The sequence below is a fragment of the Antarctobacter heliothermus genome (genome assembly GCF_900188425.1).
GTDB classification, from domain to species: Bacteria; Pseudomonadota; Alphaproteobacteria; order Rhodobacterales; family Rhodobacteraceae; genus Antarctobacter; species Antarctobacter heliothermus.
Genome location: NZ_FZON01000038.1, coordinates 24,823 through 50,396, shown reverse-complemented (window position 1 = coordinate 50,396; position 25,574 = coordinate 24,823). Strand labels below are relative to the sequence as shown.

General features: G+C 60.5%; 20 protein-coding genes and 1 pseudogene. 3 read left to right on the top strand and 18 right to left on the bottom strand.

From position 1 onward, the window contains the following. Positions 1 to 199 (top strand): annotated as a pseudogene (gene istB, locus CHB90_RS17385) (IS21-like element ISPkr1 family helper ATPase IstB); the annotation flags it as partial. A 41-nt stretch (positions 200 to 240) separates the two neighbouring features. Here the strand turns inward: istB and CHB90_RS17380 are convergent. From CHB90_RS17380 to CHB90_RS17340, 9 genes are read right to left on the bottom strand one after another with little or no spacing between them, the layout of a single operon-like run. Next, a complete protein-coding gene (locus tag CHB90_RS17380; RefSeq protein ID WP_089279124.1) occupies positions 241 to 1,149 on the bottom strand; it encodes a molybdopterin molybdotransferase MoeA in 909 nt (302 codons plus the stop codon). Continuing rightward, positions 1,146 to 1,763 carry a carbonic anhydrase gene (locus CHB90_RS17375; RefSeq protein ID WP_089279123.1) on the bottom strand — a complete coding sequence of 206 codons (618 nt, stop codon included), beginning with the start codon at positions 1,761 to 1,763 and terminating at the stop codon, positions 1,146 to 1,148. Before CHB90_RS17375 ends, CHB90_RS17380 begins: the two co-directional genes overlap by 4 nt. 13 nt (positions 1,764 to 1,776) lie before the next feature. Next, complete coding sequence (locus tag CHB90_RS17370; RefSeq protein WP_089279122.1) at positions 1,777 to 2,325, bottom strand: hemerythrin domain-containing protein; 549 nt, start codon at positions 2,323 to 2,325, stop codon at positions 1,777 to 1,779. A 16-nt stretch (positions 2,326 to 2,341) separates the two neighbouring features. Further along, positions 2,342 to 3,139: a peptidylprolyl isomerase gene (locus CHB90_RS17365; RefSeq protein WP_089279121.1), complete on the bottom strand. Its 798-nt coding sequence runs from the start codon at positions 3,137 to 3,139 to the stop codon at positions 2,342 to 2,344. Between the two features lie 5 nt (positions 3,140 to 3,144). Next, positions 3,145 to 3,894 (bottom strand): respiratory nitrate reductase subunit gamma, encoded by a 750-nt coding sequence (narI, locus tag CHB90_RS17360; RefSeq protein WP_089279120.1) that lies wholly within the window; start codon positions 3,892 to 3,894, stop codon positions 3,145 to 3,147. 12 nt (positions 3,895 to 3,906) lie between these two features. Next, complete coding sequence (gene narJ, locus CHB90_RS17355) at positions 3,907 to 4,629, bottom strand: nitrate reductase molybdenum cofactor assembly chaperone (RefSeq protein WP_089279119.1); 723 nt, start codon at positions 4,627 to 4,629, stop codon at positions 3,907 to 3,909. A gap of 1 nt (position 4,630) precedes the next feature. Continuing rightward, positions 4,631 to 6,154: a nitrate reductase subunit beta gene (gene narH / locus CHB90_RS17350; protein ID WP_089279118.1), complete on the bottom strand. Its 1,524-nt coding sequence runs from the start codon at positions 6,152 to 6,154 to the stop codon at positions 4,631 to 4,633. Continuing rightward, entirely contained in the window at positions 6,151 to 9,891 is a 3,741-nt protein-coding gene (locus tag CHB90_RS17345; RefSeq protein ID WP_089279117.1) for a nitrate reductase subunit alpha, read from the bottom strand. The genes narH and CHB90_RS17345 overlap by 4 nt, the downstream gene beginning before the upstream one ends. A gap of 14 nt (positions 9,892 to 9,905) precedes the next feature. Further along, on the bottom strand, positions 9,906 to 12,638 hold the full coding sequence (locus CHB90_RS17340) for a nitrate/nitrite transporter (protein ID WP_089279116.1): 2,733 nt from the start codon (positions 12,636 to 12,638) through the stop codon (positions 9,906 to 9,908). 260 nt (positions 12,639 to 12,898) lie between these two features. Here CHB90_RS17340 and CHB90_RS17335 point away from each other — a divergent pair, with 260 nt between their 5' ends. Together CHB90_RS17335 and CHB90_RS17330 are read left to right on the top strand one after the other, a co-directional pair. Beyond that, the gene (locus tag CHB90_RS17335; RefSeq protein ID WP_089279115.1) at positions 12,899 to 13,594 is read left to right on the top strand and encodes a helix-turn-helix domain-containing protein; all 696 of its coding nucleotides are present in this window, start codon (positions 12,899 to 12,901) and stop codon (positions 13,592 to 13,594) included. 10 nt (positions 13,595 to 13,604) lie between these two features. After that, a complete protein-coding gene (locus CHB90_RS17330) occupies positions 13,605 to 13,916 on the top strand; it encodes a carboxymuconolactone decarboxylase family protein (protein WP_089279114.1) in 312 nt (103 codons plus the stop codon). 244 nt (positions 13,917 to 14,160) lie between these two features. Here the strand turns inward: CHB90_RS17330 and CHB90_RS17325 are convergent, their stop codons facing one another. From CHB90_RS17325 to CHB90_RS17285, 9 genes are all read right to left on the bottom strand, one after another. Next, a complete protein-coding gene (locus tag CHB90_RS17325) occupies positions 14,161 to 16,128 on the bottom strand; it encodes a sigma-54-dependent Fis family transcriptional regulator (RefSeq protein ID WP_089279113.1) in 1,968 nt (655 codons plus the stop codon). Positions 16,129 to 16,232: 104 nt separating this feature from the next. After that, positions 16,233 to 16,721 (bottom strand): hypothetical protein, encoded by a 489-nt coding sequence (locus CHB90_RS17320; protein WP_089279112.1) that lies wholly within the window; start codon positions 16,719 to 16,721, stop codon positions 16,233 to 16,235. A 248-nt stretch (positions 16,722 to 16,969) separates the two neighbouring features. After that, positions 16,970 to 19,186, bottom strand: coding sequence for a catalase/peroxidase HPI (gene katG / locus CHB90_RS17315; protein ID WP_089279111.1), 2,217 nt, complete (start codon positions 19,184 to 19,186; stop codon positions 16,970 to 16,972). Between the two features lie 110 nt (positions 19,187 to 19,296). Continuing rightward, positions 19,297 to 20,868 carry a GMC family oxidoreductase gene (locus tag CHB90_RS17310; protein ID WP_089279110.1) on the bottom strand — a complete coding sequence of 524 codons (1,572 nt, stop codon included), beginning with the start codon at positions 20,866 to 20,868 and terminating at the stop codon, positions 19,297 to 19,299. Between the two features lie 15 nt (positions 20,869 to 20,883). Further along, complete coding sequence (locus CHB90_RS17305; protein WP_089279109.1) at positions 20,884 to 21,408, bottom strand: twin-arginine translocation signal domain-containing protein; 525 nt, start codon at positions 21,406 to 21,408, stop codon at positions 20,884 to 20,886. Positions 21,409 to 21,434: 26 nt separating this feature from the next. Continuing rightward, on the bottom strand, positions 21,435 to 21,830 hold the full coding sequence (locus tag CHB90_RS17300) for a VOC family protein (protein ID WP_089279108.1): 396 nt from the start codon (positions 21,828 to 21,830) through the stop codon (positions 21,435 to 21,437). Positions 21,831 to 21,959: 129 nt separating this feature from the next. Then, on the bottom strand, positions 21,960 to 23,003 hold the full coding sequence (locus tag CHB90_RS17295; protein ID WP_089279107.1) for an NAD(P)-dependent alcohol dehydrogenase: 1,044 nt from the start codon (positions 23,001 to 23,003) through the stop codon (positions 21,960 to 21,962). A 67-nt stretch (positions 23,004 to 23,070) separates the two neighbouring features. Further along, the gene (gene groEL / locus CHB90_RS17290; RefSeq protein ID WP_089279106.1) at positions 23,071 to 24,702 is read right to left on the bottom strand and encodes a chaperonin GroEL; all 1,632 of its coding nucleotides are present in this window, start codon (positions 24,700 to 24,702) and stop codon (positions 23,071 to 23,073) included. A 67-nt stretch (positions 24,703 to 24,769) separates the two neighbouring features. Further along, positions 24,770 to 25,573 carry a metal-sulfur cluster assembly factor gene (locus CHB90_RS17285; protein WP_089279105.1) on the bottom strand — a complete coding sequence of 268 codons (804 nt, stop codon included), beginning with the start codon at positions 25,571 to 25,573 and terminating at the stop codon, positions 24,770 to 24,772. Position 25,574: the final 1 nt, after the last annotated feature.

The window sequence follows — 25,574 nt, the reverse complement described above, 5'->3', positions numbered from 1 at the left end:
CGGCCAGCTGCTGTTCCACCTCGTCAGTCGTCTCTACGAGCGCACGTCCATCATCGTGACGACCAACCTCGACTTCGGTGAATGGCCATCGGTCTTCGGAGACGCCAAGATGACGACAGCGCTACTTGATCGCCTTACCCACCACTGCGACATCGTCGAAACCGGCAACGAGAGCTGGCGCTTCAAGACCAGGGAGTAACCCAGGCCCCGCTGGCCCGACGCGGCTGCGCTGTGTGATGGCTACACCGCATCGGGCCAGCTACCCCTGCGCAAAATAAGGGGGTCATTTTTGGGCGCCGATAGGGGGTCAGGATTGCGTGCCGATTGACAAACAGAGATCCCGCCTGTGGTGATGATCAGGTCAACGTCCCGGGCTAAGCCGTCCAGTTGCGCGCGGGCGGCGCTGCGTGTGTCTGCCACAACCTGAACGCTGCAAAGCTCGATCTCAGGCGACATCAACGCCGCGCTGAGCATGGGTGTGTTGACGTCCCAGATGCCCGCCGGTCCACGGGGTTGACCGGGCTGGCAAACCTCATCGCCGGTCACCAGCAGGACGACACGAATGCGCCGGGTGACAGTGACCGTCGCGTGTCCGGCGGCAGCGCAAACGGCAATTTCGCGCGGTGTCAGCGTGCGGCCCGCCGGGATCAGGATGCGGCCGGTCTGCATATCCTCACCCGCCTTGCGGATGTGGCTGCCCCGGCGGATCGCGTCGCTGATAACGATGCGGTTCCCGGTCCGCTGGACCGCTTCTTGCATGACCACCGCGTCAGCCCCCGGCGGGACAGGCGCGCCGGTGAATATCTGGACGGCGGTATTGGCGGGTATCGGGTCCGGACCCGCCTGCCCCGCCGCGATGCGGCCAGACACATCCAGTTCCCAGGGACCGTCACCGGCCAGACCCGATGTGTTGATCGCGTAGCCGTCCATCGCCGAACGGTCGAACGGCGGCACCATGTCCAGCGCCACGACAGGCTCTGCAAGGATCCGACCGGACGCTTGCGCCAGCCGAAGACACTCGGTTTCCGCCACCTTGCGCGTTTCGTTGGAAATACGTTTCAGGGCTTCATCGACAGGGATCAGGGTTTTCAGATCCGCGAGACCATCACACCCGCATGTGGTGCCGTCGATTTTCTGGATAAACGTCATTGTGCTGCCTCCGTCATGAAATGGCCCGGGCCAACCGTGCAATCAAGGTCGCGCAAGCGACCGTTCTTGAGCCCATAGATCAGCCCGTGCACCCGAATTCCGACCCCATTGCGCCAAGCCCGTTGCAGGATGGGTGTTTCCGCGATGCGGCGCACGCCCTCGATCACGTTCAGCTCTGCCAGTCTGTCGCGGCGCGCCTCTTCGCTTGTCTCTTGTGAAAGATCGACCGCATAGGCCCGGCCAAGGCGGCAGATTGGTTCCAGCCAGTGATCCGCCAGACCATGCGGCAAGTCCTCTGTCGCCGCCTTGACGCCGCCGCAGCCATAATGGCCACAAACGATGATCTCTTTGATGTTGAGCGCCTCGACCGCAAATTCCAATGCCGACAGCATGTTCATGTCCGTCGAATGGATCACGTTGGCGACGTTGCGATGGACAAAGACCTCACCAGGGTCCAGCCCGGCCACAACATTGGCCGGCACACGGCTGTCGGAACAGCCTATCCAGAAGAACTCGGGCGATTGCCGGGTTGCCAGTCGGGCGAAATACCCCGGCTCCTGCAAGGTCTTTGCATTGGACCACCTTGCGTTCCGGTCCAGCAGATCATTCAGCATGAGCGTGTCTCGGTCATTGGGGCAGACCCCGTCTTTCCAGCATGTGCGATTTCATCGTCGCCAGATCTCCTTGGGTCAGCCGCGCCCGCGCAATGGGCAGAATGATCGCGTTTTCCAGGATCAGGTGGCGGCGTGAATGATGCGCAAACGCTGCCATCTGCCCACGGTCGCGCTCACAAAGCGGTGCCGAGTGTCTGGCAAACACCCTCAGGATGGCAACGATCTCCGGCGCATCTGCGGTGGCATGGGCATGGTCCAGACACAGCTTGTCGATCACCTTGTCGATCTCGTCTTCCGGGTCGCACCGTTGCAGCATCAGCGGGAACAGATCGACTTCTTCGTCCAGCAGATGGTGCGGCAGGTGCTCGACGAGAAAACTTAGCATCCGACCAATGTCGTCGTCGGACACCGGGGCAGCGACCACCAACCTGTCGATCAACGCACAGACCTCGCGTTCGCGCATATGATCTTCTGCAATGAAGTCCAGCGGGTGTGCCCAGACGCCCTTGCCAGCGGTTTCACCCCTTGCGGACCCCGGTGTCTTTTCAGTGTCCCGTTCCATCGGCCCTGCCTCCTGATCAGACCATCTTGAAATCGGCCCCTTCGATCTCGGACGCCGCAACAAGGTCCGAGACGAATTGCCGGGATTGCCGCGCCCAGGCGGCCTTTTCCATCGCCTCTGCGATCTTGTCGCGCACGGCCTCGAACGGCAGGATCTGACCGGGTGCGACGGCATCCATGCGCAGGATGTGATAGCCGTGACGGGTCAAAACCGGTTCTGGTGAAATCTGCCCTTCGGCAAGCTGTCGCAGCTCCGCTTCGAACTCTGGAACGGTGTCGTTCGGGCCCAACTGTCCCAGCGCGCCACCAGCCCCCTTTGAGCCGCAATCGCTTTCCTTGGTGGCGAGCCACGCAAAACTCTTGGGATCGTCCAGCGCCGCCGAAAGGATAGTCTTGGCACGGACCAAAGCCTTGTCCCGCGCCTCTTCATCCCTTGGATCGCAGGCGCACAGGATGTGCGACACTTCCCACAGAGGTGGAGTCCGAAAACGAGACGGGTCTTTTGCCCATTCCGCCCGGACATCGGCGTCGTCCGGGGGCGAGGCCAAAATCGCCTGTTCGAGAAGGCCCCGGATCAGGGCCTCCTCCTCTGTTTCAAAGCGTCCGGGGCCAACCTCTTGCTGATCGACGGCGATCGCGCGGGACCGGGCCTCCTGCAAAAGCAGGATCCGGATCGCCACCGCATTCGCGGCCTTGCGCCATGCGATCCCGGGCTTGCCCTCTGGGGCCGTCTGGTTCTGGGTTTCGGCGGCGACCATCGCATGGGGCACATGTTCGCCGTTGACGACAAGATCAGGGAAAAGCGCTGCGTTCATGGGTCTTACTCCGCTGGCGTTGCTTTGGCATTTTCGGGCTTGGGCTGCGGTTTGCGGCGACGTGTCCGCACGATCTGATAGCCCGGACGCGTCAGGTAACGGGCCACGGCGGTAAAGCCGGACAACATGTGAACCAACCGTGTGAACGGGAACAACATGGTGATGATCAGGCCAAGGAAGATATGCACCTTGTACAGCCAATGCACATCGACAACCAACAACCAGGCGTTGAGATTCCAGGTGACGACGCTTTGCGACCAGGTCATGAAACGGACCATTTCATGGCCGTCCATGTGCTGCATCGTCTGGGTGATCGTCAGCAGGCCAATGGCCAATTGCAGCCAGATCAGCACCAGGATGATGATGTCCGCGTTGCTGGACGTGGCACGAATGCGCGGATCACCCAGACGCCGGTGCAACAGCATCGTGCCGCCGACCAGCGCCGCAATCCCGGCAGGCCCGCCGATCAGCACCGCCATCCACTGTTTCAGCGCATGGGGCACGCCCAGCGCGTCCAACACCCAGATCGGGGTGAACAGGCCGATCAGATGGCCAAAGAACACGGTCAGGATACCCACATGGAACAGGATGGACCCCCAGATCAGTTGCTTGCGGCGCAACAGCTGGCTCGAAGAGCTTTTCCATGTGAATGGATCACGCTCATACCGTGCGATGGACCCCACCAGAAACACCGTCAACGCGACATACGGCATGATGCCGAAGATGATGAAGTTGAGATCGAAATTGCTGAACATGGTCTTGTCTCCCTATTCGGCCGCGTGATTGGCGGGTGCCGGGGTGATGGGGGTATCCATACGCGAAAGCATGTCACGCACCTGCGGACAGCCCGCGTTCGGATCGGGACCGAACAGAACTTCGCTGTCTTCCCAGACCTCATCAAGCGCCTCCAGATCGGTGGGGTCGTCATCCGGTTGGGCCAACATTTCGGCCACGGCATCGCTGTCCGCCTTGACCCCGGCCAGTTGCAGAAGACTGGCGAACACGGCTGCATAGGGGCTTTCTCGGCGGACCAGCCGCGCATTCAACGCCTCAAATATATGGGCCGCGTCCGACAGGGTATCCTGCGCTGCGGGCGCAGGGCGTGTGGACAGGAATTCCAGCAGCACCGGCAGGTGATCCGGCAGTTCCGACGTGACGGGGTCAAAGCCCCCTTCACGATAGGTTTCCACCAGCGACACCATCGCGCCGCCCCTGTCGCGGCTTTCGCCATGCACATGTTCGAACAGGTTCAGCGACAGGGTGCGCGAGCGATCAAACAGCAGGACAAACTGCTCTTCGAGGTCATAAATGTCGCGCCCGCTCAGCTCCTCCACCAGCGGGCGCAACGCCCGACGGGCGGCTGCGGTCAGGCGGGTATCAGAGGCGAGCACGCCCCCGATTTCCGGCATGGCCTGCTGCAACTCACGCGTCGGGTAACTCAGGATCAGGGACAGCGCCTTGAGGGTTCTGTCATGCAGTTGGACAGCCATATCACATCACCTCCGAAGGCATCTTGAGCGGTTTCTTGGAGCCGCCGAACAGCGACTTGCCGGACGATCCTGTGGAACATCCGTTGGTGTCGGTAAAGCCGCAGCCACCGCGCAGATCATAGGCATCCTCGACCTGTTCACGGTGGGTTGTCGGGATCACGAAACGATCCTCATAGTCCGCCAAAGCCATGATTTTATACATGTCTTCGATCATCCGGCTCGACAGGCCAACCCGTTCGGCGATGCCTTCGTCAATCACACCCTCGATAGTCTTGGACCGCATGTAGGACCGCATCGCCAGCATCCGTTCCAGCGCTGTGACCACCGGGGCCTCATCGCCCGCTGTCAGCATATTGGCGAGGTAGCGCACCGGGATGCGCAGGTTCTTGACGTCGGGCATTCCCGCATTGGTGCCAATCGCGCCCGCCTCTGCGGCGTTCTGGATGGGCGACAGCGGCGGGATGTACCACACCATCGGCAGCGTCCGGTATTCGGGGTGCAGCGGAAAAGCGACCTTCCATTCCATCGCCATTTTCCAGATCGGGCTTTCCTGTGCGCCCTTGATCCAATCCTCCGGCACACCGTCGGCACGGGCGGCCTTGATCACCTCTGGGTCCTTGGGGTCAAGGAAGACGCCCAGCTGCGCGTCATAGAGATCCTGTTCGCTCTCCATGTTGGCCGCATCGGCGATCTTGTCGGCGTCATACAGCATCACCCCCAGATAGCGGATGCGCCCGACGCAGGTTTCCGAACAGACCGTCGGGTTGCCGCTTTCGATCCGGGGATAGCACAGGGTGCATTTCTCGGATTTTCCGGTCGACCAGTTGTAATAGACCTTCTTGTAGGGACAGCCTGACACGCACATCCGCCAGCCCCGGCATTTTTCCTGATCGATCAGGACAATGCCGTCTTCTTCGCGCTTGTAGATCGCACCAGAGGGGCACGAGGACGCACAGGCCGGGTTCAGGCAGTGTTCGCAGAGCCGGGGGAGATACATCATGAATGTATTCTCATATTCCCCGTAGATCTGCTTCTGGATGCCTTCAAAGTTGTAGTCGGCAGAGCGTTTCGAAAACTCGCCGCCCAGGATCTCTTCCCAGTTCGGGCCTTTCTCGATCTTCTCCATCCGCTCGCCGGTGATCTTGGACCGGGGGCGCGCCGTTGGGAACGCCTCCATTTCCGGGGCGGATTTCAGGTGGTCATAATCGAAATCGAACGGCTCATAGTAGTCGTCGATTTCGGGCATGGACGGGTTGGCAAAGATGTTGGACAGGATGCGCCACTTGGACCCCTGTTTAGGTTGCAGCTTGCCCGCCTTGGTCCGTTCCCAACCGCCTTTCCAGCGGTCCTGATTTTCCCAGTCAGTCGGATACCCAAGACCCGGCTTGGTCTCGACGTTGTTGAACCACGCGTATTCAACACCGTCGCGGCTGGTCCAGACGTTCTTGCAAGTGACAGAGCAGGTGTGGCACCCGATGCATTTGTCGAGGTTCAGCACCATGCCGATTTGTGCGCGGACTTTCATTCTGCTGCCTCCTGTGCAGGCGCGTCCCAGCTTTTTTCGTGATCAAGCCAGTCAACGTTCTTCATCTTGCGGACGACGACAAATTCATCCCGGTTCGATCCGACGGTGCCGTAATAGTTGAAACCGTAGGATTGCTGGGCGTAGCCGCCGATCATGTGGGTGGGCTTCAGCACCGTCCGAGTGACCGAATTGTGGATGCCACCGCGATTGCCGGTCTTTTCCGATCCGGGTGTGTTCACGATCTTTTCCTGCGCGTGATACATGAAGGTCGTGCCTTCCTTGATCCGCTGGGACACCACCGCCCGCGCCGTCAGGGCGCCGTTGGTGTTGTAGACCTCGATCCAGTCGTTATCGACGATACCCGCCGATTTTGCGTCCACCTCGGAGATCCAGACCACCGGCCCGCCCCGGTTGAGCGTCAACATCAACAGGTTGTCGGTATAGGTCGAGTGGATGCCCCATTTCTGGTGCGGCGTGATGAAGTTCAGAACAAGGTTGTCGCCCTCGTCCTGCACATCCTTGGTGATCGTCTTCAGATCGACCGGAGGCCGGTACGACATGAAGCCTTCGCCAAAGGCGCGCATCCACAGGTGATCCTGATACAACTGCTGCCGACCTGTCAGGGTCCGCCACGGGATCAACTCATGCACGTTGGTGTAGCCCGCGTTGTAGCTGACCTTTTCGCTTTCGATGCCCGACCAGGTGGGGCTGGAGATGATCTTGCGCGGTTGCGCCGCAATATCGCGGAAACGGATCTTGTTGCCGTGCTCTCCCTCGGCCAGATGCGCGTGCTCGCGCCCCGTGGCCTTTTCCAGTGCTTCCCAAGCCTTGACCGCGACGTTGCCGTTGGTTTCGGGCGCCAACATCAGGATGACTTCGCAGGCGTCGATGGCGGTGACGATCTTGGGCCGTCCAGCCGCAGAGCCATCCAGTTGCACGCCGTTCAGGGCCGACAGGTTGTCGATCTCTTCCTGGGTGTTCCAGCTGATGCCCTTGCCGCCATTGCCCAGTTTGTCGAGCAGCGGACCGAGCGCAGTGAAACGGTCATAGATCGCGGTATAGTCCCGCTCTACCGCCACAAAGGCCGGGGCCGTCTTGCCGGGGATCAGGTCGCATTCGCCTTTTTTCCAGTCCTTGACCTGATCCTGTGCGATCTCTGCCGGTGTGTCGTGCAGGATCGGCAGCGCGACGATGTCGACTTCCTTGTCCAGATAGCCCGGCGTGATCTCCTGAAATTTCTTCGCAATGGATTTGAAGATTTCCCAGTCCGATTTCGACTCATACGCCGGGTCCACAGCCGCCTGCAGCGGGTGAATGAACGGGTGCATGTCCGACGTGTTCATGTCGTCCTTTTCGTACCAACTGGCGGTTGGCAGAACGATGTCGGAGTAGACGCAGGTGGTGCTCATCCGGAAATCAATGGTCACCAGCAGGTCCAGCTTGCCGCGCGGCGCGTCTTTGTGCCACTTGGCTTCCTTGGGCAGTTGCCCGCCCTCCTCACCCAGATCCTTGCCCATGACGCCGTTGTCGGTGCCCAGCAGGTGCTTGAGGAAATATTCGTGGCCCTTGCCCGACGACCCCAGCAGGTTGGAGCGCCATACAAACAGGTTGCGTGGCCAGTTCGCCGGGTTGTCCGGGTCTTCGCAGGACATTTCCAGCGCGCCGGATTTCAGGTTCTCTGCGACATAGGCCGGGATCTCCTTGCCGGCCTCTTTCGCCGCTTTTGCCACCTCCAACGGGTTGGTTTTCAGCTGCGGCGCCGACGGCAGCCAGCCCATACGCTCTGCGCGTATGTTGTAGTCGATCAGCGATGCGTCCCAATCGCCCTCAGGCGCGGTGGGGGACAGGATCTCATCCGCCTTCAGCGTCTCATAGCGCCACTGATCGGTGTGTGCATACCAGGCGCTCGTCGAGTTCATGTGCCGCGGCGGGCGGTTCCAATCCAGCGCAAAGGCCAGCGGCTGCCAGCCGGTTTGCGGGCGCAGCTTTTCCTGACCCACGTAATGCGCCCAGCCGCCGCCGGATTGACCGACGCAGCCGCACATCACCAGCATGTTGATGACGCCACGATAGTTCATGTCCATGTGGAACCAATGGTTCATCGCCGCGCCGATGATGATCATCGACTTGCCATTGGTCTTTTCGGCGTTGTCGGCAAATTCGCGGGCCACATGGGCGATCTTGTCGGCGGGTACGCCGGTGATCTTTTCGGCCCATGCGGGGGTGCCGGGCATGTCGTTGGCATAGTCCGACGTGACCCAATCACCGCCCAGACCCCGGTCCAGTCCATAGTTGGCGCAGAACAGGTCAAACACGGTCGCCACGGCAATCTCACCCTCGGCGGTCTGGATCTTCTTGACCGGGATGTTGCGGGTCAGGATGTCCGGGTGCGTGGCGTCGGTCTTGAACTGGCCGTATGCCTCACCGCCGAAATAGGGGAAATCGACACCGACAACGTCGTCATGATCCTCTTCAAGGACCAGCGACATCTTCAGCCTGGTGTCTGCGGCCTTGGCTTTCTCCTCAAGGTTCCATTCGCCATCTTCACCCCAGCGATAACCGACAGAGCCGTTCGGCGCGACCAACCCTTGCGACGTCTCGTCATAGGCGACGGTTTTCCATTCCGGGTTGTTGTCCTCACCCAATTTGCCGTCCAGATCGTCAGCGCGCAGGAAGCGCCCCGGCACCAGCTTGCCGTCTTTCTCATCCAGCTTTACCAGCATCGGAAAGTCGGAATACTTGCGTGTGTAGTCCTCAAAGTACGGGGTCTGACGGTCCAGATGGAATTCGCGCAGGATCACATGGCCAAAGGCCATCGCCAGTGCCGCGTCGGTGCCTTGCTTGGCGTTCAGCCAGACATCGCCGAACTTGGCCGCCTCGGAATAGTCGGGGCAGATGACGGCGGATTTGGTGCCCTTGTAGCGCGCCTCGGTATAGAAATGCGCATCCGGCGTCCGCGTCTGCGGCACGTTGGAGCCCCAAAGCAGCAGGTAGCCGGAATTGTACCAGTCGGCGCTTTCCGGCACGTCGGTCTGTTCACCCCATGTCTGCGGAGAGGCGGGCGGCAGGTCGCAGTACCAGTCGTAGAACGACATGCAGACGCCACCCATCAGCGACAGGTAACGCGACCCCGCCGCATAGCTGACCATCGACATGGCCGGGATCGGCGAAAAGCCGAACACCCGGTCCGGGCCATAGGTCTTGGCCGTATAGGCGTTGGCGGCGGCGGTGATTTCTGTCGCCTCGTCCCATGTGGCTCGGACAAACCCGCCCTTGCCACGGGTTTCGACATATGAGGCGCGCAGGATCGGATCCGCTTGCAGCTTGGCCCAGGCCGCGATCGGGTCCAGCGTCTCACGCATCTTGCGCCAGACTTTCATCAGACGGCCGCGCACCAGCGGGTTTTTCACCCGGTTGGCGGAATACAGATACCAACTATAGCTTGCGCCCCGCGCACAGCCGCGCGGTTCATGGTTGGGCAGATCGGCGCGGGTGCGCGGATAGTCGGTCTGTTGCGTCTCCCATGTCACGATCCCGGATTTGACGTAGATCTTCCAGCTACAGGATCCGGTGCAGTTCACGCCATGCGTGGAACGGACGACTTTGTCGTGCCGCCAGCGGTTGCGATAGGTGTCCTCCCAGTCGCGGTTCTCACGGGTCACCTGCCCGTGGCCGTTTGCAAACTGTTCAGTGTCCTTGGATTGGAGGAAGTTCAATCTGTCGAGCAGGTGGCTCATGTCACGTTCCTTTCCTATTGAGCAGGTTGTGCAGCGGCGGTAGCGCCGCGACCACGTTCGATGTCATGAAGCAGACCACCCGGCCGGGTGTAGAACACCCAGGTCACGATCAGGCAGACCACATAGAAGCCAAGGAAGGCCCAAAGCGCGCCATTCGGTGCCCCGGTCACGGCAATCGAGGTCCCGTACAGCTTGGGGATGAAGAACGCGCCGTAGGCTGCAATGGCCGAGGTAAAGGCGATGATCGCGGCGCTTTCGCGTTCGGCCTGTTTGCGGCTGTCCGTAGCGCTGAGGTTCGGCATCAGGCGCGGGATCTCACGGCCCATGATCGCGGGGATCATCTGGAAGGTCGACGCGTTGCCAATGCCAGTCAGCAGGAACAGGGCCATGAAGCAGGCGAAAAAGCCCATAAAGCTGCCGCCCTGCCCGTCCGAGGGCAAGAAGAAGATCACGCCGTAGACCGCGATGATCATGCCCAGGAACGTCCAGAACGTGACCCGTCCGCCGCCAAAGCGGTCGCTGACCCATCCGGTGCCCGCACGGCTGAGCGCACCAACAAGCGGTCCAAGAAAGACGTATTGCAGGGCATTCACCTCAGGGAACAACAGCCGTGTCAGCAGCGGGAAACCTGCGGAGTAGCCGATAAAGCTGCCGAAGGTGCCGGTGTAGAGCACGCACATCACCCAGTTGTGGAAGCGGCTGAAGATGATGGCCTGATCGCGGAAGCTGGCCTTGGCGTCGGCAATATCGTTCATGCCCAGCCATGCCGCGACTGTCGCGATCAGGATGAAGGGCACCCAGACAAAGCCTGCGTTCTGCATCCAGAGCTGGCTGCCGTTGTCCAGGGTGACAGGCGCGCCGCCCATCGCCCCGAAAACACCCGCCGTGATGACGATGGGCACAAGGAACTGCATGACCGACACGCCCAGGTTGCCCAGACCCGCGTTAAGTGCGAGTGCGTTGCCCTTTTCGGCTTTCGGAAAGAAGTAGGCGATGTTCGCCATGGAGGAGGCAAAGTTACCGCCACCCAGACCACACAAAAGCGCAAGCGTGAGGAAAATCAGGTAGGGTGTTTCAGGATTCTGCACCGCATAGCCGATGCCAATGGCGGGCAACAGCAAAGAGGCGGTTGAAAGCGTTGTCCAGAGCCTGCCACCAAAGATCGGCACCATGAAGCTGTAGAAGATGCGCAGGGTCGCACCGGAAAGCCCCGGCAAAGCGGCCAGCCAGAACAATTGCGAGGAAGTAAAGTCAAAGCCGATCGCAGGCAGACGCGCGACAACCATCGACCAGACCATCCAGACCGAAAAGGCCAGAAGCAGCGCCGGGATCGAGATCCACAGGTTGCGCCGTGCCACAGCACGCCCCTTGTCGGCCCAGAAAGTCGCGTCTTCGGGCTGCCATTCGGTCAGCGTGCGCGGCATTGTTGTCTGTTCGGGAACGTGGATTTCCTGCATCTCGGGCAGTTCGGGCAGCTCATCCAGCGTCGGACCATGTGCTGCGCGTTCCATTGCACGCACCGAAAGGTGCATCCAGACAAGCGAAACCGCCACAACCACAAACAAGAGCGCAAAGCAGCTGGTGTAGATGCCGGTCAGTTCCAGCAAGGCGCCAAAGCCGATCGGAAGGATAAAGCCGCCCAGACCGCCGATCATGCCCACCAGACCGCCGACCGCGCCGACATGGTGCGGATAGTAGACCGGGATGTGCTTGAACACGGCCGCCTTGCCGAGGCTCATGAAGAAGCCAAGAACAAACAGGATGATCACAAACGGCACAACTGCCATCTCGGTCGAGAAAGAGATCGGCCCGTTCTTGCTTTGGATCACATATTCGGTCGAGGGGTAGGACAGCATGAACAGCAGGATCAGGCTGAACCCAAAGGTCCAGTACATCACCTTGCGCGCACCGACCTGATCGGACAGATGTCCGCCGTAGGCCCGAAACAGCGATGCCGACAGTGAGAAAGCCGCAGCAGACATGCCCGCAGTCCGCACATCAAGGCCATACACGTCGATGAGATAGTGCGGCATCCACAAGGCCAGCGCGACAAAGGCCCCGAAAACAAAGAAGTAGTACAGCGAGAAACGCCAGACTTGCAGGTTGCGCAGGGGTGCGAACTGTTGTGCAAGGCTGGGGGCCTTGATGCCCGACTTGCGGCGCGCAATCAGTTCCGGATCGTCCTTGGCAAACAGGAAAAAGACTATCGCCATGATCGCAAGACCAGCGGCCCAGACATGCGCGACACCCTGCCATCCGTAGACCACCATCACGAAGGGGGCGACGAATTTGGTGACAGCGGCACCGACGTTACCGGCCCCGAAAATCCCAAGCGCCGTCCCCTGATGGCCCGCGTCGTAGAAACGGGACACATAGGCAACGCCAATGATGAACGATCCACCTGCCAGACCGATGCCTAGAGCGGCAACGAGGTACATGGTATAGGTCGACGCGAATGTCAGCGCCCATGTCGCCATAGCGGTCAGCAACATCTGCGCGGTGAAAACCAAACGGCCACCGTATTTCTCGGTCCAGACACCAAGGAACAGGCGCGTGATTGATCCTGTCAGAATGGGTGTGGCAACCAAAAGGCCGAACTGGGCCTCATTCAGGCCAAGCTCGGCTTTGATTCCGACACCGATAATGGAAAAAATCGTCCAGACGGCGAAGCAGGCGGTAAATGCGACTGTGCTGAGCCCTAGGGCTCTGTTTTGATCGGCTCTGCCGACGGCTCCGGCACTGTCCATGGTATGTCCTCCAGACATTTTTCGTGCGACATGCCCAATTCGGGCTTGGAAACACAGGTGGAGGATTTCGGGATCTTTGAGCTTGATCTGGATCAAATTCAGCCAGAAGATACAACGAAATAAATGGGTTACAAATATCTATCAATCTAAGCGCCACGCCCGATCAAGCCAATTCCAGCGAAGATCAAACGGAAACTTGACATTTATCAATCGGGTTGAAAAAACTAGTTAAACCAGAAATTGCGGAGGCGAACACCGACATGTCGGAATCATATGAAGAAGGCGTTCGGCAACTTCCGCTATTCGCAGAGATGGGCCAGGCGCACTTTGAGGCGCTGATGCGTGGTGCTTATGTGCAAAATTTCCCGCCGCGCATTGATCTGATCACCGAAGGCGAGGCACCCGATTTCCTGCACGTCGTTGTATCCGGGTCAGTTGATCTGTTTTCATCATGGAACGGTCGCGAAACAAGCCTTGCCACGGTTTACCCGGTTTCCACCTTCATCCTGGCCGCGACGATCAAGGATGCGCCTTATCTGATGTCGGCGCGCACGCTGGAGAAAAGCCGGATTGTGCTGGTGCCGTCCGAGGATGTCCGCGCTGTCTTTGACAAGGACAATGCATTTGCCCGTGCCATCGTGACAGAGCTGTCACAGTGCTACCGCGTCGTCGTCAAGAACACCAAGAACCTCAAGCTGCGCACTTCTCTTGAACGGCTGGCCAACTACCTGTTGCGTCAAAGCCAACGCACGGGTCTGGGCGAATTTGACCTGACGATGGAAAAGCGACGACTGGCATCCTTTCTGGGCATGACCCCCGAAAATCTCAGCCGCGCGTTCAAGGGTCTGGAACCGCATGGCGTGACAGTCACCGGCAGCCATATCCTGATCAGTGACCCTGAAAGCCTGACACGTTTTGCCAAGCCAAGCGCGCTGATCGACGATCACTCTACCTGAGGAACAGCCCATGACCAAAACCATGCCCGGCGCCGCCGGAGACCTTGCAGAACAGCACCCCGATCTCTGGACAGCCTATGCCGCCCTTGGAGAGGCCTGCGCCAAAGCTGGCAGCCTGACGGATCGCGAAAGACGTCTGGTCAAACTGGCTTTGGCGATTGCCGCAAATTCCGAAGGCGCTGTTCATTCGCACAGCCGCCGTGCCCGGTCAGAGGGCATTCCAGAGGACGCGATCCAACAAGTGGCCTTGCTGGCCATCGGACCGTTGGGTTTGCCGCGCGCCGTCGCTGCAAAAACTTGGATCGAGGACGAAAAGCCCTGACCGGGACAGGCAACGGTTCTTCAGACTCTTGTGCAACAGGCCAATGGTTCGATGTCCGCTCCCTAAGTCTCCCGCCCTACCGAACCGCGACGCGTTTGCAAACTGCGAACGATCTGCGCCCATGGTTGACGGTGATCCATAGTCAGGGGCTCGACCACGCGGTCTGGTGCCGAAGACGTGATCATGGCCGGCACGCCGACTGGGATGAATGCCGTCACGCGCCGCGCCGTGATGGAGGCCACAATCAGGTTTTGCGGATGTGATAGCGCTTCATCTTGCGGTACAGGGTCGGACGCGAAATGCCCAGCACCGCCGCAACCCGCGTCAGGTTGCCGTTTTCGGCGATGATGGTACGCCGGATGGCGCTGGCCTCGATGCTTTCCAGATCGCCCGAGTTCCCGCCAAGGATGTGCTCAAGCGAATCCGCATCGCTGCCATCGTAGTCCTCCAGGATCTCGGGTGGCATATCGCGTTCCGTCACCACGTTGTCCGTCTTGATCAGGTAAAAGCGCTGAATCACATTGCGCAATTCACGCACATTGCCCGGCCATTTGTAGCCACTCAGTTTCTCTAGCGCCTTTTCCGTAAAAATGATCGGCGGACGGTTGGTCTCATGCGCAAAGAACGCGGAGAAATGGTGAACCAGTTCCACGATGTCCCGGCCGCGCTCGCGCAGCGGCGGCACCTCGATTGTCATGACGCTGATGCGATAGAACAGGTCACGGCGAAAGTTGCCCTTTTCGATCTCGGTGCGCAGATCGCGGTTTGTCATGGCGACAAGGCGGACATCGACCGGACGGCGCTGGTTGTCTCCGACGCGGTAGATGGCGCGCTGCTCCAAAGCGCGCAGCAGATATGGCTGCAATTCGATCGGCATGTCGCCGATCTCATCCAGACAGAGCACGCCCTTGTTGGCTTGCTCGAACCTGCCCACACGCCCGCCGCGCGTCGCTCCGGTAAAGGCGCCGTCGGCATAACCGAACAGCTCGGCACCGATCAGGTCGCTGGAAATCGCCGCACAATTGACCGGCACATAGGGCGCTTTGGCGTTCGCCAGCCGATCATGGATCAGCCGGGCGAACAGCTCTTTGCCGACGCCTGTTTCGCCATGGATCAGAACAGACACATTCGCCATCGCGGCCCGTTCCGCCAGCCCGATCGCGTCGATCATTTTCGGCGATGACCCAACGATCTGGATCTGTGCCTCGGCTACATTGGCGCGCGGCTTGATCTTGCAGCTTGCCCCGGTCTGTTGCGGCACCTTGCGCCTGTCCTTCAAGAACAGCGCCGCACCGCGGAACACGCCTTCGAGTTTCAGCCGCTCGATACCCTCGGCCTCGACGCTGAGCGGCAATAGTTTCGGGATATCCTGATCTGACAGGCCTTCGAGTTTCGGTAGCAGCTTGTGCCCGACCGACAGTTCGCGGGCACTGCGCAGCAGGCCATCCTCCAGTCCCCGGCGAAACAGCACCCGGCCGGATTGATCGACCAAAACGACGCCATCATGTGCCCGGCTGTAATCCGACATCAGAAAGGCTTCGAGCAATTGGGTGCGTTCTGCCTGTCGCTGCTCTGCAAGGGCAATTTCGATTTCGCGCGCCATTGCCAGAACCAGGGCGACGTTGTGCTGTTGAAAGATCTGCGGAGGACCGGACAGATCGACCACACCGATCACCATCTGGGTCAACGGGTCATGGATCGGGGCACCGGCGCAAGTCCATGACTGAACACCCTCTACGAAATGTTCGCTGGCATGAACATAAGACGGCTTTCCGGTACGAAGAACGGTGCCAATCCCGTTGGTGCCGATCATGTTCTCGTTCCAGTCGCCCCCGATCTCAAGGTGGATCTCCTGGCCTTCGTCCAGCACATCCTCATCCCCGATTGCGTCGATGATCACACCCTGATCATCCGCAAGGATCAAAATGGTTTTGGCATCCGTCAGATGAGGCTCCAGCCGCCTGAACGCCGCAGACGCCGCCTGCCGCAGGGCGGCATTGCGTTCACGCCGCAAAAAGATCTGGTTCTCATCCACGATCTTGCGCGACGCGGGACTGCAGGCATCGACGCCCAGGTCCTTGCTGCGTTTCCAGGAGTCCAGGATCTCTTCGCGCACGTTTACGGGTCGATCGTCGACCAGCGTTCCGGAGGCCACGAAGCGTTCCCATGCATCACGGGTGTCATTTTCCGAATAGCTGGAGTTGTCAGGCAATCACTTGGCCCCCTTGCTGTTCGACCCTGTTGGGTTGACCCGGTTCAGGGTCGGTACATCGTTTCCCTTTGACTCGTCACGCTGGACACCACCGGATCAGGTCGTCAGGCCTCTGCCGGAACAATCAGAGCTTCCAGTTTCGACGCGAGATCTGCTTCGGTAAACGCCTCTGAAAGCTCCACGTTGTCAAGATGTCCGATCAGGTCAATCATCTCGGCATCGACTGGAGAAAAGAACCCGTTTTCCTTGGTGCACAGAACAAATCGTTTTGACATGAAGTTGCCGCGGATCTCTCCCAGCATCTGGAGTTGGAGGCCGCTGGACTTGTCGACCAGAACAACACGGTTGTTCAGACTTACCTTTACATACGGCTCCGGGACATCGACCCGTGTGCGCGCCTTGAGGTCGTGGATGATCAGGCCGTCTGGTTTCGGGGCTTCCTTGCGCCGCGCCTCATCGGCGCGCATCTTCGAATAGCCACCACCGCTGATCTGGTCAGCCAGTTTGCGGATCGTGCCCGCGTTTTCGGACAACATGCGCTTGGCCTTCACGTCTTCCAGACGCGGACCATCGCGTTTTGAGAAAATGTCCACCGTAGCTTCCTCCCGTTGCAAGAACCTACCAAGTGGGCAGGTCAATATCCAATGTTATTCCCACAAAACACCTTTGGCGGGCGCATGCCTGTTTCAGGTATTTTTGGGCCGGCCAATCCGAACCGCGTCGTTTTCCCCACAGTGTCAACAAGTTCGCGGTCAGGACGTATGACCGAGGGCCTGAATTCCGGCCCTCGGACTGTTCAAAAACTCAACACATGTTTTTCGTCTGCCTTGGCATCGGGGCCTCAACGCAGGTCAAAACGGTCCGCATTCATGACCTTGGTCCAGGCGGCAACGAAATCGCGGACAAACAACCCCTCGTTGACGTTGCATGCATAGACCTCGGCCAGGGCCCGCAGTTGCGAGTTGGAGCCAAAGACCAGATCGACACGCGATGCGGTCCATTTCTTTGCCCCACTTGAGCGGTCACACCCTTCGAACACACGTTCTGTGCCATCGACCGGCAGCCACTCTGTGTCCATGTCGAGGATGTTGACAAAGAAATCCGGGCCAAGCGTGCCCGGCCGTTTGGTCAGAACGCCAAGGCCGGACTGGCCGCAGGTCACACCCAGACTGCGCAAACCGCCAACCAGCGCCGTCATTTCCGGCGCACTCAGGCCCAACAGCTGTGCCTTGTCGATCAGCAACGCCTCTGCCGGGACGGTGTAGGCCGCCTTTTCGAAGTTGCGGAAACCGTCGGCAATGGGTTCCATCGGATCAAAGGAGGTCGCGTCGGTCTGCTCTGCGCTGGCATCGCCCCGTCCGGGTGTGAACGGCACGTCGATGTTGTGTTCACCGTCGCGGGCCGCTTCCTCGATTGCGGCGTTACCGCCAAGGACGATCAGATCCGCAAGCGAAACCGCCTTGCCGCCAGACGCGCCACCATTGAAATCGGATGCGATACCGGACAGCACGTCCAGAACCCGCGCAAGACGCGCAGGCTCATTGGCCGCCCAGTCCTTTTGCGGTGCCAGACGGATGCGCGCGCCATTGGCCCCACCGCGTTTATCAGACCCACGGAAGGTTGATGCCGATGCCCATGCGGTCCAGACCAGATCGGCAATCGACAGGCCAGAGCCAAGGATCTCGGCCTTGAGAGCGGCGATGTCCTTATCGTCGATCAGGGGATGGTCGACTGCGGGCACCGGGTCCTGCCAGATCAGGTCTTCGGCAGGCACTTCCTTGCCCAGATAGCAGGCCTTTGGCCCCATGTCGCGGTGGGTCAGCTTGAACCAGGCGCGGGCAAAGGCATCGGCGAACTCATCGGGGTTTTCGTGGAACCGTTTCGAGATCGGCCCATAGATCGGGTCCATCCGCATCGCCATGTCTGCCGTGGTCATCATCACCGGCACTTTTGCAGCAGAGCCGTCGACTTGCGGCGCATGGTCGATGTCCCGCAGTTTCTGGGCGTGCCAGATCTGCGCGCCAGCGGGGCTTTTGGTCAGTTTCCAATCATAGCCAAACAGCACATCGAAATAGCCCATGTCCCATTGGATCGGGTTTGCGGTCCACGGCCCCTCGATGCCAGAGGTCGTGGTGTCCACGCCCTTGCCCGACTTGTGGGTGTTCTTCCAGCCAAAGCCCATGTCCTGCAATCCGCAGGCCTCGGGTTCAGAGCCGACCAGCCCGGGATCCCCCGCGCCATGCGCCTTGCCAAAGGTATGACCGCCCGCGACCAGAGCCACGGTTTCCTCGTCGTTCATCGCCATGCGGCCAAAGGTGTCGCGGATGTCGCGGCCAGAGGCCAGCGGATCGGGATTGCCGTCAGGCCCCTCGGGGTTCACATAGATCAGCCCCATCTGCACGGCGGCCAGCGGGTTTTCCAGCGCGCGATCCCCCGAATAGCGGCTGTTCGCCTTGTCGGATGTGGCTAGCCACTCTTCTTCGGCCCCCCAATAGATGTCTTCCTCCGGCGCCCAGATGTCCTCTCGCCCACCGGCAAACCCGAATGTCTTGCCGCCCATGCTTTCGATGGCGACGTTTCCGGCAAGGATCATCAGGTCGGACCACGACAGGGCGTTGCCGTACTTTTCCTTGATCGGCCACAGCAGACGACGCGCCTTGTCCAGGTTGCCGTTGTCCGGCCAGGAGTTCAGCGGCGCAAATCGCTGGCTGCCAGTCGAGGCGCCGCCACGTCCGTCGGCGGTGCGATAGGTGCCCGCGCTGTGCCACGCCATGCGGATGAAAAATGGGCCGTAGTGTCCGTAATCTGCGGGCCACCAATCCTGACTGTCGGTCATCAGGGCTGTCAGATCCGCCTTGACCGCATCCAGATCCAGCGCCTTGAACGCCTCGGCATAGTCAAAGCCTGCGGGCATCGGATTCGACGCCGGCCCATGCTGATGCAGGATGCCAAGGTTCAGCTGGTTGGGCCACCAGTCGCGGTTGCTGCGCCCCGATGTGTGCGTCGCGCCGTGCATGACGGGGCAACCGCCCCCCTGACGCATGTCATTTCCGTCCATTTTGTCCGTCTCCCTCGGTCGGATATTGGAATTTTGTCCCCCTCGTCTTTGCCAACGGGGTTCGGCATCCCGCGACTCGGGATGCCGTATTTGGTTTCGCAACAGTCAGATCAAAGCGTCTGCTTGTTCATCTCTGCAGCAATGAAATCCGCCTGACGGATGGCCAGCGCCACGATGGTCAACGTCGGGTTTTCCGCCGCGCCAGAGGTGAACTGGCTGCCATCGGACACAAACAGATTGGCAATGTCGTGCGTCTGTCCATGGGCATTGACCACCCCATCCCGCGCGTTGGCCGACATCCGGTTGGTGCCCAGATTGTGCGTCGACGGATAGGGCGGCGTCGGGAAGACCCGCGTTGCGCCGACCGCCTCATAGACCGCAATACCCTGCTTGTAGGCGTGGTTGCGCATCGCGACATCATTGGGGTGATCATCAAAATGCACGTCCGCCACCGGCAATCCGTGCTGGTCGGTCACCGCATGGTTCAGCGTGATGCGGTTGGTTTCCTGAGGCATGTCCTCACCCACGATCCACATCCCGGCCATGTTCTCGTAATGGTCCAGCGCAGTGGTGAACTCACGTCCCCAGCCGCCGGGATCAAGGAAAGCCGCCATGAACGGCAGGCCAAGGGCCAGCGTCTCAAGCTCATACCCGCCGACAAACCCGCGCGAGGGATCGTTGATCGCCTCGTCCTGAATGATGCCCGCCATGGTGGTGCCGCGCCACATGCGCACCGGCTGATCAAACGTCGCATAGACCGATCCGGTGACGTGACGCATGTAGTTGCGCCCCACCTGACCTGAACTGTTGGCCAGACCATCGGGGAACATCGCAGAGGCCGAGTTGAGCAGCAAACGCGGGCTTTCGATCGAATTGCCTGCCACACAGACGACACGCGCCTTTTGTTGCTGCTGGTTGCTATCGGCATCGACGTAGACAACGCCCGTCACCTTGCCTTGCTGGTCATGCTCGATCCGCATGACATGACACCGCTCGCGTACCTCCAGATTGCCAGTGGCTTCGCCGCGCGGAATGTCTGTATAGGCGGACGACCACTTGGCGCCCCATTTGCAGCCCTGAAAACAGAAACCCGTCTGCTGGCAGGCCATCCGGTCGTCATTGTCGGCGGAATTGATGGCCATGCGCCCGGTATGGACATGTTCATAGCCCAGCGCCTTGGCACCCTTTTCGAAGACCTTGTAGTTGTTGTTTCCCGGCAGGCCCGCACGACCGCCCGTGCGGGTCACGCCCAGCTTTGTCTCGGCCTTGGTGTAGTAGTCGTCCATCTCACGCGGGTCGATCGGCCAGTCCAGCAGGTTGGCCCCCTGCACATCGCCGTAAGTGGTCTTGGCCTTCCATTCGTGATCCTGAAAGCGCAGGGATGCCCCGGCCCAATGCGTGGTGGTGCCGCCCACGGCTTTGACGATCCAAGCAGGCAGGCCCGAGAAATCCTTGGCCACCCGCCAATCGCCCGAAGTGGTGCGCGGATCGGTCCAGGCCAGTTGGCCAAAACTATCCCATTCGTCGTTGATGTAGTCCTCAGGCAGATACCGCCCGCCTGCTTCGAGCGCGACAACCGACACGCCCTTCTGGGCAAGCTCATTTGCCAGCACGCCGCCGCCGGCGCCAGTTCCGATAATGACAACGACGTTGTCGTCGTTCAGGTCAAAAGGTGCAGTCATTGGTCAAGCCCCCCCTCAAAGCCAGTTGATGTCGTCAAAGCCGCGGTACATGTAACCGCCTTGGGAATAGCTCTCGCCCTCGTATCCGAAGATCGGCCAGACCGCTTTCTGGTTGTAGAGCCCTGTCACAAGGCCGCCGCGGATCTGTTGGAAGAACGCGCTGTTTTCCATCCCGCGCAGCAGATCCACACGGTCCCGTTCCCAACCAACGTCAATGTAGGTGGCGAAACCGATGCCCTGCGCAGCGGCGTTCAGCGTGGCGATACCGGCCTCGGTTGCCTCGGCTGTGTCGGCGCTGTCGTAGCCCTTGACCGCAATGGCATAGAATTCGTCCGACACCTGATCATGCGGATAGATGTCACGCGCCATCTGGATCAGCGTCGCCATGGTTTCCGGTTTCAGATGCTCGACCTCAAGCGCCCAGTTGGCAGCCTCGGCCTGACCAGCGACAAAGCTGGCGCCAATGGCAAAGCTGGTGCCCATCATCGCGCTTTGCGACAACAGTTGGCGCCGCGTCAGTGTTTGGTTGCGAATTGACATGGTGTCCTCCCTCGTTTGGTTTGGCGTTATTTGAACCGTCCGGCCCGTTGCAGGACCTCGATCTCGTACCCGTCGGGGTCCTGAACGAAAAAGAAGTGGGCCAGAGACTGGCCGTCGTGTTTGAAATCGACCAGTTTGCGGGGGGATAGCCCTGCGGCCTCGAACCGGGCGTGTTCTGCCGCGACGTCCTCGACACTGACGGCCAGATGGCCGTAGCCGTTGCCAAGGTCATAAGGCTCGGTTGTGCCTTTGTTGATCGTCAGCTCCAGCTCAAACCCGGCTTCGTCGTTGGACAGATAGACAAGGGTGAACCCGTCGAAATCGATCCGATCCGCGACGTTCAGACCAAAGGCCGCCTGATAAAAGGCGACAGAGCGGTCCTCGTTCAGCACGCGGATCATGGAGTGTATTGCTTTGGCCATTACGTCCTCGGCGATTTTTTTGATTGGAATTTGGGCCCTGCGGCGAAGACAGGAGGAGCGTGCCGCAGGGCGGGCGCATTGGGCGGAGGATTAGACCCCCAAGGCGCATCTGAATGGCGAGACAGGTGATCAGGGAACGATCACGCCCCGCCCGGTAAACTTGCGATCCTTGAAGTCGGAAATCGCCTGATTGATGTTCGCAAGGCTGTATTCCGTCTGGTGCATCTTCACCAAGCCATCGGCGTTCAACTCCATCAGTTCGACCAGTTCGACAAAATCACCCACAAGGCTGCCGCCGATCTTGATCTCATTGGCCACCAGTTCCAGCGTCGGCACCTCGACCGTGCCACCGTAGCCGACCATGATCAGCTCACCGCCCTGGCGCAGCAGTTTCCAGCAGATGTTTTCGGTGCCATGCTCGCCGACGAAATCAATCGCCACATGCGCGCCGCCGCCGGTGGCCTCCTTGACCTGCTCAATCAGATCGGGACCGCCGTCCAGAACGATATCCGCGCCCAGTTCGCGGGCCAGCTCCTGCGCCGCAGGTTCCCGGTCGACCGCGATGATCCGCGCACCAGAGGTGTGCTTGAGCACCTGAAGCGCGATGTGGCCCAGTCCGCCAATCCCCAGAAGCAGGATGTAGCCACCCGGATTAACCAGCTTGGCGGCCTTCTTGGCGGCGCGGTAGGCGGTGATGCCGGCGTCTGCCATCGGGGCCACCGACAGCGGAGTGATGCCGGTGTTCAGTTTGATCAGGGATTTTTCGCTGGTCTTGAAATACTCGGCAAAGCCGCCGTCCAGACCAAGGCCCGGGAACAACCCGTGGTCGCAATACATGTCATGGCCGTAGCGGCAGTTCAGACAAATGCCGCAACTGTTGAACGGGTGGCAGATCACCGCGTCGCCGGGTTTGACCGATGTCACGGCGCTGCCGACATCCTCGACCCAGCCCGCATTCTCATGGCCCAGCGTGTAGGGCAACAGGCTGCCCTCGCCGTCCATGATGTCCTTCCAGACACCTTCGATGATATGCAGGTCGGTGCGGCACAAACCGGCCGCACCGACCTTGACGATCACCTCGTTGGGAGAGGTGATCGTGGGGGCGCGCACGTCTTCGATCCTGAGCTGGACGTTCATCGCGGGGTCGTATTCGTATAGTCTCGCTGCTTTCATGATCTCATTCCTTCAGTCTGATCGGACCGGCCCCGAAATGGACCGGCCCCGTGGTTGCAGAGAGCGGTCAGGCCCGGCCCAGCAGTTCGGCACCGCCGCCGCGGGCGGGCCCTTCGGTCGGATCGGCCTCGCCTTCGTCGAGATCGCCGACAAGGGTCTCGGTCGTCAGGATCAGCGTCGCGACGGAGGCTGCGTTGACCAGGGCACTGGCGGGCACGCGGGCCGGGTCGATGATCCCGGCGGCGTACATGTCGCCAAAGACGCCCGTCGCGGCGTTGTAGCCATGGCCCGGCGCGCCCTCGGCCACGGCCTGCGCCACGGCGGCCACATCCGCCCCGGCATTGCGCGCAATCCGCCGCAGAGGTTCGGTCAGGATCGAGCGGACAAGCTGGATGCCCTTGGCCACGTCGCCCAGTGCATCAAGGTTGTCGAGACAGGACCCGATCTGGGCCAACGCGGTGCCGCCGCCAGCAATCACACCATCCTCGGCCGCCGCCTGAACGGCGCACAGCGCGTCCTCGATCAGCTGGATCGTCCGCTTTTGTTCTACCGGGGTGAAACCGCCCGCGTAGATGATCGCGCTGCCGCCGGTCAGTTTGGACAGACGCTCACGCAGCTTGTCCTTGTCGATATTGGGCGGCGCGTTGTCATGTTGACGCTGCACCTGATTACGGCGCGCGGTGATGGCGTCGGGCTCGCCCTCGCCGCGCAGGATAGACGTGCCAGAGGCATGCGAGCGCACGGTTTCGGCCCCGCCAAGCTGGGCGCGGGTGACGTTCTCGATCTTCTTGCCCAGATCGCGCGCCAGCACCTCGCCGCCGGTCAGGATGGCCAGATCGTCCATCATCGCGGTGCGCCAGTTGCCATATTCCGGCGGATGCACGATCAGGTATTTCCCCGCGCCGCCGTTTTCGAGCAGTTTGACAACCACTTCGGGCGCGATTTCTTCGGCGACAATCAGCAAGGGCCGTTTTTCTCCATCGGCGATAGAGATGGCCTGATCCAGAAGCTCGGGCTTGAGGATCTTTTGGTCAGTCAACAGGATCAGCGGATTGCGCAGCACCGCTTCCATGTTCTCGCGGTCGGTGACCATGTGGTGCGAGATGTAGCCGCGCTCAAAGGACATGCCTTCGACCACTTCCATCGTCGTCTCGATGGTCACGCCAAAGTCAGCGGAAATCACGCCATCACGTCCCACGCGGCTGTACGCTTCGGCCACCAGTTCCCCCAGCTTGGGGTCGGTCGACGAGACCCGCGCCACCGCTTCGAGGTACTCGGGGTGATCGTCGCAGCTCAGCGATGAGGCATCAATCGCGGCCACAACCCGCGACACGGCAAGGTCGATGCCCTTGCACAGGTCCACAGGTTTTGCGCCCGCATCGGTCAGGTCAACGCCGCGCTGGATCAGTGCATTGGCCAGCACGATGGCCGTCGTCGTGCCGTCACCCGCCACGTCGTTGGTCTGCATCGACACTTCGCGGACAACCTGCGCGCCCATGTTTTCAAACCGGTCGCGCAGCGCGATTTCGGACGCGATGCTGACGCCGTCACGGGTGACGAGCGGTGTACCCACCGGGCGGTCGATCATCGCGTTCAGCCCCTTGGGACCAAGAGTGGGTTCCACCGCCGCCGCCAGTCTAGCGACCCCGCGGGCCAGGCAGTTGCGGGCAACCTTGCCGTGTACCATGAGTTTAGCCATATCTTCCTCCTTCGCCGCGGGGCCTTTCCCGGGCGTCCTCCCTAAAGTTTCTTGGTATTTCCGCGACCTAGCCGCGCGCGCCGACGTCTTCGCGGGGCGGCACACGCCCGGCGATGAAATCGACCAGCGTCGGACCATCCGGACCGATCTCGACCTCTTTGTAGCGGGTTTTTGCAAGCCCCCGGCACAGCGCGCCGTTGAACTCCATATTGATCCGGGTGCTGCGCAGACGGGCCAGATGTTCTGACAGAGCCATGGCCTGAATCGGTTGCCCGTCCCATGTCGGAAACGCCAGATCTGCAGAGTCTTTCGCCAGCCCCTGATCCAGAAGCAATTCGATGTAGCGCGGCGTCTGACGCAGCTCTTCCTCGCCGTCAAAGCGCACCATGCGCAACTGTCCCAGCGTCATGGACACGATCTCTGCCGGACACAGACCAAGCGCCTGCAACCCCAGGACAACGGTTTCCTGGCGGCGATCGAACGCCTTGGCCAGGAACGTCTGGACCACTTCGTCCAGCCGGGCACCATCACAGTACTCGGCAAAGACGTCGTGATACTCACGCCCGCTGTTGACCCCTTCGTTGACCTTGTCACCAAAGCAATGGTCATTCAGGTGCACATTGGCCTCGACAACCCACGGAAGGGCCATCACCTCCTGTCGGATACCGAACGCCATCAGAAAGGCGAAATTCGGCGAGCACCAGTAGGTGGGGAGCCGAAAATCGACTCTCACCTTTCTTGCATCCGTCACCTCGATCCGCTCGACAAAGCCCATGTCGGTGATGGGCTCGTCGAGTTCCGGGTCCGTCACGGCGTCGAGACATTCCCAGACTTCGATCTCCAGTTCTGCCTGTAGATTGGCAACCAGCATC

What these genes read in the sequence shown, in the direction of transcription:
- CHB90_RS17380 (WP_089279124.1), bottom strand. Translation starts at nt 1,149, where the DNA reads ATGACGTTTATCCAGAAAATCGACGGCACCACATGCGGGTGTGATGGT.
- CHB90_RS17370 (WP_089279122.1), bottom strand. Translation starts at nt 2,325, where the DNA reads ATGGAACGGGACACTGAAAAGACACCGGGGTCCGCAAGGGGTGAAACC.
- CHB90_RS17330 (WP_089279114.1), top strand. Translation starts at nt 13,605, where the DNA reads ATGACCAAAACCATGCCCGGCGCCGCCGGAGACCTTGCAGAACAGCAC.
- CHB90_RS17335 (WP_089279115.1), top strand. Translation starts at nt 12,899, where the DNA reads ATGTCGGAATCATATGAAGAAGGCGTTCGGCAACTTCCGCTATTCGCA.
- CHB90_RS17365 (WP_089279121.1), bottom strand. Translation starts at nt 3,139, where the DNA reads ATGAACGCAGCGCTTTTCCCTGATCTTGTCGTCAACGGCGAACATGTG.
- CHB90_RS17300 (WP_089279108.1), bottom strand. Translation starts at nt 21,830, where the DNA reads ATGGCCAAAGCAATACACTCCATGATCCGCGTGCTGAACGAGGACCGC.
- CHB90_RS17310 (WP_089279110.1), bottom strand. Translation starts at nt 20,868, where the DNA reads ATGACTGCACCTTTTGACCTGAACGACGACAACGTCGTTGTCATTATC.
- CHB90_RS17340 (WP_089279116.1), bottom strand. Translation starts at nt 12,638, where the DNA reads ATGGACAGTGCCGGAGCCGTCGGCAGAGCCGATCAAAACAGAGCCCTA.
- CHB90_RS17305 (WP_089279109.1), bottom strand. Translation starts at nt 21,408, where the DNA reads ATGTCAATTCGCAACCAAACACTGACGCGGCGCCAACTGTTGTCGCAA.
- katG (WP_089279111.1), bottom strand. Translation starts at nt 19,186, where the DNA reads ATGGACGGAAATGACATGCGTCAGGGGGGCGGTTGCCCCGTCATGCAC.
- narH (WP_089279118.1), bottom strand. Translation starts at nt 6,154, where the DNA reads ATGAAAGTCCGCGCACAAATCGGCATGGTGCTGAACCTCGACAAATGC.
- groEL (WP_089279106.1), bottom strand. Translation starts at nt 24,702, where the DNA reads ATGGCTAAACTCATGGTACACGGCAAGGTTGCCCGCAACTGCCTGGCC.
- narI (WP_089279120.1), bottom strand. Translation starts at nt 3,894, where the DNA reads ATGTTCAGCAATTTCGATCTCAACTTCATCATCTTCGGCATCATGCCG.
- CHB90_RS17295 (WP_089279107.1), bottom strand. Translation starts at nt 23,003, where the DNA reads ATGAAAGCAGCGAGACTATACGAATACGACCCCGCGATGAACGTCCAG.
- CHB90_RS17285 (WP_089279105.1), bottom strand. Translation starts at nt 25,573, where the DNA reads ATGCTGGTTGCCAATCTACAGGCAGAACTGGAGATCGAAGTCTGGGAA.
- narJ (WP_089279119.1), bottom strand. Translation starts at nt 4,629, where the DNA reads ATGGCTGTCCAACTGCATGACAGAACCCTCAAGGCGCTGTCCCTGATC.
- CHB90_RS17375 (WP_089279123.1), bottom strand. Translation starts at nt 1,763, where the DNA reads ATGCTGAATGATCTGCTGGACCGGAACGCAAGGTGGTCCAATGCAAAG.
- CHB90_RS17345 (WP_089279117.1), bottom strand. Translation starts at nt 9,891, where the DNA reads ATGAGCCACCTGCTCGACAGATTGAACTTCCTCCAATCCAAGGACACT.